The following is a 12,009-nucleotide window of genomic DNA, read 5'->3' on the forward strand; positions in this document are numbered from 1 at the left end:
GACCCCGGGCGCGGGGCCGGTCGGGGCGGTGGTACGGGGTCGGTTCACCCGCTCGGCCCGGACGGCGGGCCCGGCGGGCTCGGGCGGGCTCCGACTCGGGCGGGCTCCGGCGGGGTTCGGGTCCGGCGGGCTCCGACTCGGGCGGGGCTCGGCTCCGACTCGGGCGGGCTCCGGCGGGCTCCCGGTGAACTCCCGTCCCCGGACGGCACCGTGGCGGCACCGCGCCGGCACCGGGGCCGCACCGCGGCGGGGTCCTCTCCACGGGGTGAGAGGCGCCCGCCACGGTGGTGGACGGTCCGCACCGGCCGGGGTTCAGCCGGGCAGGCGGGTTCCGGCCTCGCCGGCGATGGCCGAGCGGCCGGGCACCGAGGCGCCGCTCTGCTGGAGCCGGTCGACGAGCAGGGCGGCCAGCGTGCCGAGCTCCTCCTCGGTGCGGGAGCGGGCGGTGATGTCCATGCCGACGGTGAGGACGCCGTTGATCCGGCCGGTGAGCGCGGCCCGCAGCGGGGTGCAGGTGAAGCTGAAGACCTGTGGGCCGCGCTGGGCGTCCGGGCGGGCGGACTGGATCCGGACGTCGTCGAGGACGGCGGTGCGACCGGTGTGGTAGGCCTCGGCGACGGTCTGTTCGAGGCCTACCGCGCCGAGCAGCGGGTACGCGGCGCCGATCGTCCCGTAGGCCGTCGGCGCGCCGAAGGTGTCGGCGTGCTGGGCGTTGGCGTACCGGATCTCCTGGCCCGGGCCCTCGGTGAGCATGATGGGGAACGGCGAGCCGTCGAAGGCGGCGAACATCTCCTGGCGCTGGGCGAGCAGGCTGTCGCGCAGCCGGATCTCGGAGAGCAGCGCCTCGGCGAGGTGCTGGATGTCGCGCAGCCGCTCGCGCCCCCACTGCCGGGGTTCCCGGTCGAGGACGCAGACGGTGCCGATGACGGTGTTGGTGTCGTCGACGAGCGGGGCGCCGAGGTAGGCGCGGACGCCGAGTTCGTCCACCACCGGGTTCCCGGCGAACCGGGGGTAGGCGAGGATGTCGTCGAGGGCGAGGGGGGAGCGCTGGGCGACCACGTGCGGGCAGAAGCCGTGACTCAGCGGCATCTCGCGGGTGGGGAGGTCGAAGGCGATGCCGCGGTCCGCCCAGGACGACCCGTCCTCGGCCGGGGCGTCGGCCGAACTTGGCGGGATGTAGAGCCCCCGGAACATCTGGCGCTCGTCGTTGATGAAGTTGACCATCGCGATGGGAGCGCGCGTGATACTGGCTGCCAGGTGGGCGAAGCGGTCGAAGGCCTCGTCCGCGGACGGGTCGTTGAGCCCAAGGCCGCGCAGCCTGCGGGTTCGCGCGGACTCCCCGGAGGCACCCGGGAACTGGCCTTGAGTGCTCATCACATCAGTCATGGCGCACATGTAACCAGACATCAGAACCGCTGGAACGCTTTGATCGGGCGTTCCTCGGCATTGCCGATGGCTTGTCAAAACCGCATGTGAACGACAGGTCGACGGACCGTCACGGAAGCGAAGTTCGATTCCCGTCCGAGGCTCGGGCGAAACCCCTCCCGGCGGGGATGGACCGAATCGCGCCAATCCAAGATCGACTCTGGGATGCCCCGGTGCCCCATACAACAATGAGCCCTGCCGAAGACACGGACGGCGCCCGTCACCGGGACACCGCCCCGTGACGCATGCGCCGATCGCACCGGGGCGACCGGCCGGAACTCCCGCACCCCCACCGCCCCCCCGAGGGCGTCGCCGGAGCGGCATCGACGGCACGGACGGAGGCACGGCACCACACGCATCGAGAGGACCGGAGCAATGGCGATGGACTACTTCACCGACGACCGTCACGAGGACCTTCGCGCCGAGGTCCGTGACTTCGCGGAGAAGGAGGTGCGGCCGAGGGTGGCCGGGATGGAGTCCGAACGGAAGATCGAGTTCGAGCTGGCCCGGGAGATCGCCCGCCAGGGCTGGATCGGCGTGACGATCCCGCGGGAGTTCGGCGGCCTCGGCCTGGGGCACGTCGCCAAGACCGTGATCATCGAGGAGCTGGCCCGGGTCAGCGGGGCCGCGGGCTCGATCGCGCAGGCCTCCCAGCTGGGCGTGGCCAAGGTCCTCCACTACGGCTCCCAGGCCCAACGCCGCAAGTGGCTGCCGAAGTTCGCCTCCGGAGAGTGCCTGCCGACCATCGCCGTCACCGAGCCGGAGTCCGGCGGGCACGTGCTCGGGATGACCGGCACCGCGGTCCGCGACGGCGACGAGTACGTGCTCAACGGCCGCAAGTGCTTCGTCGGCAACTCCCACATCGGGGACGTGCACGGCGTGGTCCTGCGCACCGGCCGGGGCAGCCGGGGCCTGTCCGCCTTCCTGGTCGAGAGCGACCGCGTGGGGTTCCGCACCGGCTCCCCCGGGTCGCAGAGCGGGCTGCACGGCTTCAGCTTCGGCGAGATCCTCCTGGAGGACTGCCGCGTTCCGGCCGCCAACCGGCTCGGCCGGGAGGGGCAGGGCCTGGACGTCGCCTACTCCTCCTCCACCCTCTACGGCCGGATCAACCTCGCCGCCGTCGCGCTCGGCATCCACACCGCGGTCGTCGAGGACACCGTCCGGTTCGCCGAGGGGCGCGTCCTGTACGGTCGGCCGATCAACCAACTTCCCAACATCATGCTCAAGTTGGGCGAGATGCAGTCCCGGCTGATGACCGCCAGACTCGCCGCCTACCACGCCTCCCACCTGCTCGACCACGGCCGCGCCTGCGACGCCGAGCTGATGAACGCCAAGCTCATCAACACCGAGTACGCGCTGGACTCCGCACGCAACGCCATGGAGATCCACGCCGCCCGCGGACTCCAGCCCGAGTTCGGCATCGAGCGCTACCTGAGGGACGCCACCCACGTCTACCCGCCGGCCGGCACCTCCGACGTCCAGCGGCTGCGGCTCGGGCAGTTCGCCTCGGGCACGTACGGCAAGCAGTGGTCGGCGGAGCTGTCCGACCTGACCAGCTGGGCCTGGAGCGAACTCGCCGCCCAGCGGGACGCCCCGGCGGAGAAGCCGCCGGGACGGGGCGGACGGGTGCTGCCGATGCCACTCGCGGGCTGAGACCCGTCCGCCCGCCCCGCCACGAGCGGTACTTGACCTGTTCCTGGCGGCCTCTCCCCGGGGCCTCACCCGACCTCCGGGGACCGCCGCTTCGACCCGGCCGAGGGCCGTGAGCTGCGGCGTCACGTCGGCGGAGCGTGCGGCACGAGCGCCGCCACAGCGCCATCAGGCCCTCGTACCCGGCCAGTTGATGTTCATCGACGACACTCGGGCTGATAGCGTTCCGTGCCGTCGGCGGCCGCGCTGCACCCCGCCGGGCCAGTGACAGCACGTCACCGGCTCCGGCAGCCCAGGCCTCGACGCCCCGAAGCCCGGCCGCTCCGTGCGGGGTCGAACCGCCGCCCGGACCCACCGGTCCGGACCGGCGTCCCGGTTCCCGCGACGCGGCCCTGCAGCAAGGAATCAGATGCCAGGCATACCGGCCCGCCGCACGGGCCACCGCGCCGGCCGGTCCGGCTCGCTCCGCGGCCGGCTCCTCTCCCTCGCGCTGGTCCCCAGCCTGGGCCTCGCGGCCGCCTGGGGCTACGCCGTCCACCTGCTGCGCGACTCCGGACAGCGCACCGCGCTGCTGGCCGGCAGCGCGGCCGTCGCCGCGGTGGTGCTGATCAGCCTGTTCCGCGGCATCCGAACCGCCTGGACGCTGTCGGCGCGGCTGTCCGACCTACGGGCCGACACCGTCGCGCTCGCCCGGCAGGAGATCCCCGAGGTCGTCGAACGGCTGCGCGCCGGAGAGCAGGTGGCCGCCCCGACCGCCTGGGCACCCTCCCGGCGCGGCGGCGACGACCTCCAGCAGGCCTCGGAGGGCCTGGCCACCGCCCGGCAGGCCGCGGTCGCCGCCATCATCCATCAGGCCCAGGGCCGCGAGGGGACGAAGAAGGTCTTCCTCAACATCGCCCGGCGCACCCAGATCCTGATCCACCGGCAGATCAGCATGCTGGACGCGCTGGAACGCGAGCACGAGGACCCGGAACTGCTGCGCGAACTGTTCGCCGTCGACCACCTGGCCACCAGGATGCGGCGCAACGCCGAGAACCTGGTCATCCTCGGCGGCGCCCTGCCCGCCCGACGCTGGCGGACCGCCGTGCCCGTGGTCAACGTGCTGCGCAGCGCCGTCTCGGAGACCGAGAGCTACTCCCGGGTCGTCGTCCAGGGCGTGCCGCGCGTCTCGCTCGACGGGCAGGCCGTCGCCGACGTCATCCACCTGGTCGCCGAGCTGATCGAGAACGGCACCACCTTCTCCCCGCCGTACACCCAGGTGCAGGTCTCCGCGCAGGAGGTTCCCACGGGCCTGGCCGTCGAGGTCGAGGACCGCGGGCTCGGCATGACCGAGGAGGAGCACCGGCGGCTCAACGATTACCTGGCCGCCCCTCCCGAGCTGGACGTCTCCGCGCTCGGCGACGACCTGCGGCTCGGCCTGTTCGTCGTCGCGCGCCTGGCCGCCCGGCACGACGTCCGGGTCTCCCTGCGGCCGTCCCCGTACGGCGGCACCCGGGCCGTGGTGCTGGTGCCCTCGGCGCTGCTGGAGCGGGCCGGGCAGCCGCCGCAGTCGGCCGCGGTGCCGGGGCTGCCGTCGGGGGCCCGGATCACCCGGGTCCCGGCGTCCGACGCGCGTCCGGGGGCGGGGGGTGGCAGTGCTGGGGGTGGCAGTGCGGGGGACGCCAATGTGGGGGACGCCAGTGCGGGGGACGCCAGTGCGGGAGGCGGCTTCCGGCCTGGAGTCGGGTCCGGGGCCGGTCCTGGAGCCGGGGCTGGTGTCGGTTCGGGTTCCGGTTGGGGGTCGGCTTCCGGTTCGAGTTCGGGGGCGGGGTCGGGTACGGGGTCTGGTTCGGAGGCGGGGTCGGGTTCGGGGCACGACGGCCTCGGGCGGGATCCGTCGGGCGCGACGGCCGTGGGAACGGGCGGAAGGCGGGACGGGGGCCAGGCAGCTCCGGGGCCCTTCGGCGCCCCGGGGGCTCCCGCCGTCCCGTACGCCACGGACGGCGGCGGGACCGGCGCTGTCGACGTCGTGCGGGCCGATGCACCCGACAACGGGGGCCTGCCGGTCGGCGCCGAGATCCCCGGACTGCCCGGCGCCGTGGTCGTTCCCCGGCCCGTGCCGCCCCGCATGTACGACCTGTCGGGCGGCCCCACCGTGGGCCACGGCGCCACCGCGCCGGTGCACGGGGCGCTCCCCGCACCTTCGACCCCGCCGCGAGCCCCCGGGGAAGCCTTCGGGGAAGCCCCCGCCGTCCGGGAGTCCGAGGGCCCGCAGTGACGCCCCGGCGGACCGTGGCCGCCCCGGCCCTGCCGATGAGCGCGGTCCGGGTACCGCCGGGCGGGACGGTCTGGGCGGGACGGGCCGTCTCTACGGGCGGCCCGCGCCGGGCTCAGGCGTCGGCGTGGAGCGGGTGCAGGTCGGCGAGCGACTCGACCAGCGGCGCCAGTTCGGGGACCTCGGTGGCCTCGGCCAGCGTCGCCTCCAGCGCGGCGTCGTGCACCGGGCGGGCGGCCGTCAGCAGGTCGCGCCCCTCGGGCGTCAACTCGGTGTAGATGCCGCGCCGGTCGTCCGCGCAGAGGTAACGGCCGAGCAGGCCCCGGTCCTCCAGGCGGCTGACGAGTCGGGTGGTCGCGCTGCTGCTGAGCGCCGCCGCGCGGGCCAGCTGCTGCATCCGCATGTGCCAGCCGTCCTGGCGGGAGAGCGCCTCCAGCACCGTGTACTCGACCACCGAGAGCTTGAACTCGGCCTGGAGCGCCTTCTCCAGCGCGGTGTCGATCATGCCGTGCAGCGCGGCGAGCGTCCGCCAGCCGCGGGCCCGGATCTCGGCCGCATCGTCGCGGATTCCCATGACTCGCCTACCCTTCCGTCGCGCTGCTCGTACCCTGTGCCCGACGAGGCCCGTGCGCGGTGTCGTACGAGGTCTCGTTCCGCGTCTCCTCGTCTTCCGCTGACAAGTATGCCAGTTGGCGCGGAATACCGTTCTGTGCAAATAGTTCGGCTTATACCCCGGCCGCCTCCTCCCCGGACCAGGCCGCCGCACACAGCGCCGTGGCCAGTTCCTCGGTGTAGGAAGCCGCCGTCAACCAGGCGATGGCGAAGGCCCCGTGGTCGTCCGTGACGATCCGGCCGAAGACGTCGCGCTGCCGGTGGGCCGCGCCGGCCCGGAGGCCGTCGAGGAGTTCGGCGGCGGTGGCCAGCCCGGCGGCGCGCAGCAGTGCGCGGTCGGCCGCTGCCGAGGCCTCGCTCGGCGCGAGGGCGTGCCGCCCCGTGGTGACCGTCTGCTCGACCCGTCGGGCGAGCACATGCACGGGCGGGCCGTACGGCGCCGGGCCCGCTGCCGGGGCCGTCGGCTGGGCCGTCCGCTGAGCCGTCGATGCGTCCACCCGGTCGTCGGCTGTCGGGTCGGCCTGAGTGGCGGAGGCCTTCGCGGGCGCGGCGAGGTCGGCGGTCTGGAGGCGTTCGAGGCCGAGGTTGACCCGGCCCGCCCGCTCCACGGGCCGGGAGAGCGGGCCGGGGTCGTCCGGGGGCGTGCCGATCGCGAGCAGGCGCAGCTCGGGACGGTCCGCGCGCTCCAGACGGCCGATCACCCGCAGCCGCAGGCCGGGCGTGGTGGCGAGCAGCGCGAGGTTCGCCCGGAAGGGGAGGTCGGGGTGCTCGTGCGCCGGGCGCAGGACGACCACCGGGCCACCCAGCGGCCCGTCCGCCGGCCCGCCCGCCGGCGCCCCCGTCGTGCAGCGCGCCAGCAGCTGCGACGTCCCGCCCGGACCGGTGGGGGCGGTGCCCAGCAGGGTGACGTCCAGGAAGAGCAGGTCGCTCCCGGCCGGGCGGCTCTCGTACGGCAGCTCCTGCGCCGCGAGCGCCCGGGCCACCTGAGCGGGCACCGGTTCGGCCCAGAGCCGGGCGGCCGGCTCCGCCGTCCACGCCGTGCCCGCCGCCCGGACCGCCCGGACCGAGGCGCCGGCGCCCAGCCGTCCGCCGGTGGACCTGGTCGCGCCCTGGACGGCCAGCCCGGCGCGGCTGAACTCGCGGTGGCTCAGCGCGGCGTCGCCCAGCCGGACCGTCCGGTTGCCGGCCCCGACCGCCTGCGGGGCGGCGGCCGCCGCGTCGTCATGCGGCATCACCTCGGCGATCGTGCTGAGACGCCCGTTGGCGTCCACCGCCCAGCTGACCGCGCCCGCATGGGTGGCCGTCAGCACCGGCTCGGCGAACAGGCCGTAGAGCCGCAGCCCGCCCTCCTCCCGGTAGGCCTGGCGCGCGGTGCCGCGCAGCTCGACGACCGGGGCGGCACCGGCGGCCAGGGCGGTGGTGAGGCCGAGCAGTTCGCGCAGACCTGCCACCAGGTCGACCAGCCGGTGGTCGGGCGCGCCGGAACGCGCCGCCCGGACCCGGGTCACGACGGTGACGGCGGCCGCTGCCGGGCGGTGCAGGCCCACCAGCCGCACCCGGTGGGCCGCGCGCAGCAGTTCGGCCTGGGCGACAGCGCCCGCCCCGCTGACCCCGGCGGCCAGCACGGCGGCCGCGGCCCGGTGGAGGTGGTGGACGGCTTCGAGCTCGACGGCGGTGAGCGGGGTGGGGGCCGGCCGGTCGGCCGACTCGGCGGCCGCCGCCGTGGGTGCCGTCGCAGTGCCGCCCCCGGGCTCGGGCGCCGGCCCGGGCTCGGACCCGGTTTCGGCCCCGGACTCGGAGGCGGGCCCGGGCGCCGGCTCGGGCTCGGCCTCGGCAAGCGGGCAGAGGGTGACCGCGGCGGCCCGGTGCACGCAGGCCGGGGCGAGCAGGCAGCCGCAGCGGACGCCGGCTTCCCCGGTGACCACCCCGCCCGGGGCGTGCAGCACGAGCACCGTCTCCTCGTCCACCTCCACCCGCCACTCGTCGCCCTCTCGGACCACCGGCCGCTCCGCCAGCTTCGCCGCCGCGCCGTCCAGCCGCTTCTGCAGCCGGGCGCTCAGCCCGGCCACCACCTCGGCGACCACCTCGGGCCGCACGCCCGGCCAGTCGCTCGTCCGTGCCGTCACACTCATCGCACCTTCTCCCCCACCCAGCGGGCCAGTTCCAGCGGGCTCAACGCCGCCACGGGCATTCCGGCCGCGACCAGTTGGCCCGCGACCGCCTTCGAGTAACGGGCCGTCCCGGTGTCGTCCAGCGCCGCGCAGCCGAGAAGGTGCACGCCGGAGTCCACCAGCGCCCGGGTCTGGGCCAGCAGCCCGCCGACCGGGCCGCCCTCCTCGAAGTCGCTGACCACCGCGATCAGCGTGCGGGACGGCACCGTCACCAGCTCCCGCGCGTAGCGCAGCCCCTTCGCGATGCTGGTGCCGCCGCCGACCCTCACCTCCAGCAGCAGGCTCAGCGGATCGTCCACCCGCTCCGTGAGGTCCAGGACCTCGGTGGAGAACGCCACGAAGTGGGTGCTCAGCGAGGGCACCCCGGCCAGGATCGAGGCCGTCAGCGCGGCCCACACCGTGGAGGCCTCCATCGACCCGGAGACGTCCACGACCAGGATCAGCCGCCAGTCGTTGGCCTGCCGCGCCCTGGTCCGGAAGACCGGGCGCTCGGGCACGATCAGGGTGCCGCCGTCCGGCGCGGGACGGGCGGTGGCGAGGTTGGCCCGGATGGTCCGGTCCAGGTCCAGCCCGCCGCCCGGGCGGCGGGACGGGCGCGGCACGGCGATCCCGGTCAGGGCCGGGCGCAGCCTGGTGGCCAGCTCCCGGCTCAACTCGTCCACCAGGCGCCGCACCAGCGGGCGCAGCCGGGCCACCCGGGCCTCGGGCAGACCGCCCGCGTGGTCCAGCACGGTGCGCAGCAGGTCGACGGACGGGCGGACGGCGGACGGGTCGATCGCCTCCAGGACGTCGGTACGACCCTGCGCGACGGCGGCCGCCAGCACCTCCTCCCGCACGCCGGGGCCGAACAGGGACTCCAACTCCTCGGCCCACTCCCGCACACCGGGGTACGGGGCCTCGCGGCCGCCCTTGCCGCCCCGGCTGTCCACGCCCGGGCCGGAACCCTCGCCGTGGCCGCTGCCGTACAACTCGTCCAGGGCGGTGGCGAGTCGGGCGCCACGGCCGGTCAGGCCGCCGCTGCCCGGGCGGCCGAGGAGCAGCCGCCAGCGCTCGGCGGGGGCGAGGGTGCGCGGCGGGGTGGTCACGGCAGGAGGCCGGGTGGCCGGCAGCTCCGTGGCCGGGGGCGGCGTGGCCGGGGGCGGCGGCGCAGCGACCGGAGGCTCCGCGGACGTCGGGGGCTCCACGGGTGTCGGGGGCAGGAGGCCGCGACGGGCGAGTGCCGCACGCGCCGCGAGGTCCGCGCGTACCCAGCCGGCGAGCACGGCGGGGCCGGCCTCCTCGGGGAGAGCGGCGAGCCGGGTGCCCAGGCGCTCCTCGACCAGGGCCAGCAGCCGGTCTCGGGCGGCCGGGCTGAGGGTGTCGAACCCGCCGCGCAGTGCGGGCAGCCGGTCCAGGAAGGCCTCGTCGGGCAGCGAGGTGACCCGCTCCAGCACCGGTTCCAGCGCCTGCGGCGCGGAGTCGAACAGGCTCTCCGCAGCCGTCAGCAGACCGACCAGTGACCGCCCGAGCGCGTGGCGTGCCTCCGGACCGGTCGCACCGTCCACCCAGGAGGCGGCCCGGCCGCCCAGGGCCTCGGCCGGCTCCTGCCCGAGCAGCACCCGCACCGCACCGGCCGCAGCCCGCACCAACGGGCTCCCCCGCTCGGCGAGTTCGGCCAGCACGTACGCCAGCCGCACCCCACCGAGTCGGTCCGCCCGCCGCACCAGTTCCACCAGCGCCCGAGCGTCCAGTGGGTCGTCCGACCCGCCCAGCCCCTCCAACTGCCGGATGGCGGCGACGGTGAGCACCTCTCCGGCCGCGGCGAGCACGGGCCGGCCCGTCGGTGCGGACGGCGCGCCGGGCCCGGTGCCCGGGTGAGCGTCTCCCGCAGGGGCGTGACGGCCGCCGGCAGTGGTCGCGCCCGTTCCGGCAGGGGCCGGGGCGGAGCCGCGAAGAGCGGTGTCGCCACCACCTCCGGCGGCCTTCCCAGCACTGCCCGCCGGTTCGGTGCCACCGGGGCCGGGTGCACCAACCACCGTGCCGTTCCCGTCCGTGGCGCCCCCGTCGACCGGGGCGCGGCCGGGCTGCTCCCGGAGGGCGGGGCGGGCAGGGGCGGCGGGCGCCGAAGCCGTCCCGCCGTCTGCGGCCGCGACGGCACCGCCGTTGGCGGCGGCCACCACCTCCCCTCCCCGCGGGGTGCAACCCGGGAAGTGGCCCGCCGTCAGGCGGTCGACGAGTGCCAGGGCGTCGAGGAGGTCGGGGAGGGTGGCGGAGGTGGGGAGGACGGTGGTGAGCTGGGTGAGGCGGGTCTCGGCGAGGGTGGGGAGGGCGCAGGAGGCGGCGGCGGTGAGGCCGTCGATGATCTCGCGCGGGGTCGGCTGGTCGCTGAGCCGGGCGCGCAGGGCGCCTTCGGCGGCCTGGGCGGGGGTGACGCCGCGGGTGCCGGCCACGGTGAGCATGGCGGCGGTGGCGGGCGTCCAGTGCAGGCGCCAGCGGGTGCCGAGGGTCTCGGTGCCGCCGGCGCCGGTGGTGGCGACGGCCTCGGCGTAGGGGACCTCGCAGGCGGTGAGGCGGTGCAGGAGGACCTCTCGGCGGCGGTCGAGGGCGCTGCGCAGCGGGTCGAGGCGCAGTTCGCGCGGACCTGGGTCGGCGGGGCCCGGGAGGCCGAGGTCGCCGAGGAGGGTCTCGACGGCCGGACCGAGTCCGCTGCGCGGGGCGGCGGGGGTGGGACGGCCGGTGCGGGTGCCGACCAGGACCTGCTCGAGGGCGCGGGCGACGGCCCGGCCGCGGCCGAGGGGTTCGCCCTGGGCGAGGACGGTCTGCACCGCTTCGACGAGTTCGCCGCGGCTGGGGGCGGCGTGGCCGCGCAGTCGGGCGAGGTCCCCGGCCAGGCGGACGATCTCGCGGGCGTCCGCCGGGCCGCTGGGGTGGTCCTGGGTGCGCAGGGCGGCGCAGATCCGGACGGCGGTGGTGGTGATTGCCTGGGCGAGGCGTTCCGGGTCGCCGCCGGCGTCCAGGACGGTGTGCTGCCACTCCGGGTCGCGGATGCCCGCCGGGTAGCCGGAGCGGGCGTCGAGCAGCGGGTAGGTGTACGGGATCAGGGACAGGACGTGCCCGGGGTCGTCCGGGTGCGGCGGCTCCTCGGTGGCGAGCGGGCCGTCGAGCAGGGCGGGGGCGTGGAAGGCGCCGATCACGGCGGCGATCCGACGCCCGTCGGCCGAGGCGGCCTGGATGCGGGCTCGCATCCAGGCCTCGCGGCGCAGGTCGTACGGGTCGACGCCGGGGCCGGTCTCGGCGTCGCGGCGCAGCGCCCAGCCGACCAGCAGGGCGGCGCGCCGGACGGCCTCCGGGGTGGAGCCCGGGGCGGCCGTCTCGACCAGGCGGTCCCACAGGTCCCCGTCGGAGTCCCGTCCGGTGAGGCGGTGACGCAGCGCGTCGGCGACTCCGGGCGCGTCGGGGGTGGGGTCGGCGGGTCGCCGTTCGGCCGTGCGGGCGGCGCGGTGGGCGAGCGGGAGGTCGCAGGCGATGGCCTCCACTCCGTTGCGCCGGGCCCAGCGCAGGGCGGCGAGTTCCGGGGAGAAGTCGGCGAACGGGTAGAAGGCGGGCCCGGCCACCTCCCCGAGCCCGGACTCGGCCCCGGCCGGGGCCGCGGCGAGGGCGACCGGGGCCTGGGTGGCCTCGTCGGCGAGCCAGTCGAGCCACGGCTGGAACTCGGCGGGCAGCTCGACCAGGACGGCCTGCGGCCGTGCGGCGTCGAGCAGCGCGGGGACGACCGCGCTGAGGGACGGCGCGTGGTGGCGCACGCCGATCAGGTAGGGCCCGGGGCGGCCGGTGCCGGAGGCGGCCAGCCGGTCGGCCTCGGCCCGGACCTCGCGGTCCGTGTCCTCCGGGCGGTGGATCTCCGCGCTGCTCATCGGA

Annotated in this window: 6 protein-coding genes; 2 read left to right on the forward strand and 4 right to left on the reverse strand. The window is 76.4% G+C overall.

From position 1 onward, the window contains the following. Positions 1–312 precede the first annotated feature (312 nt). Positions 313–1,386 carry a GAF domain-containing protein gene (locus ACWDBB_RS06920; RefSeq protein WP_449788560.1) on the reverse strand — a complete coding sequence of 358 codons (1,074 nt, stop codon included), beginning with the start codon at positions 1,384–1,386 and terminating at the stop codon, positions 313–315. A gap of 414 nt (positions 1,387–1,800) precedes the next feature. Between ACWDBB_RS06920 and ACWDBB_RS06925 the strand changes: the two genes are divergently transcribed. Then, positions 1,801–3,078, forward strand: coding sequence for an acyl-CoA dehydrogenase family protein (locus ACWDBB_RS06925; RefSeq protein WP_449788561.1), 1,278 nt, complete (start codon positions 1,801–1,803; stop codon positions 3,076–3,078). 406 nt (positions 3,079–3,484) lie between these two features. Further along, a complete protein-coding gene (locus ACWDBB_RS06930; RefSeq protein ID WP_449788562.1) occupies positions 3,485–5,332 on the forward strand; it encodes a sensor histidine kinase in 1,848 nt (615 codons plus the stop codon). 112 nt (positions 5,333–5,444) lie between these two features. Here the strand turns inward: ACWDBB_RS06930 and ACWDBB_RS06935 are convergent, their stop codons facing one another. The 3 genes from ACWDBB_RS06935 to ACWDBB_RS06945 all read right to left on the reverse strand — a co-directional run bounded on the left by ACWDBB_RS06935 (position 5,445) and on the right by ACWDBB_RS06945 (position 12,005). Beyond that, the gene (locus ACWDBB_RS06935; protein ID WP_392872158.1) at positions 5,445–5,903 is read right to left on the reverse strand and encodes a MarR family winged helix-turn-helix transcriptional regulator; all 459 of its coding nucleotides are present in this window, start codon (positions 5,901–5,903) and stop codon (positions 5,445–5,447) included. Between the two features lie 151 nt (positions 5,904–6,054). Beyond that, positions 6,055–8,073 (reverse strand): hypothetical protein, encoded by a 2,019-nt coding sequence (locus ACWDBB_RS06940; RefSeq protein WP_449788563.1) that lies wholly within the window; start codon positions 8,071–8,073, stop codon positions 6,055–6,057. Next, a complete protein-coding gene (locus ACWDBB_RS06945) occupies positions 8,070–12,005 on the reverse strand; it encodes a vWA domain-containing protein (protein WP_449788564.1) in 3,936 nt (1,311 codons plus the stop codon). The genes ACWDBB_RS06940 and ACWDBB_RS06945 overlap by 4 nt, the downstream gene beginning before the upstream one ends. Positions 12,006–12,009: the final 4 nt, after the last annotated feature.

It is taken from the genome of Kitasatospora sp. NPDC001095, from assembly GCF_053598615.1.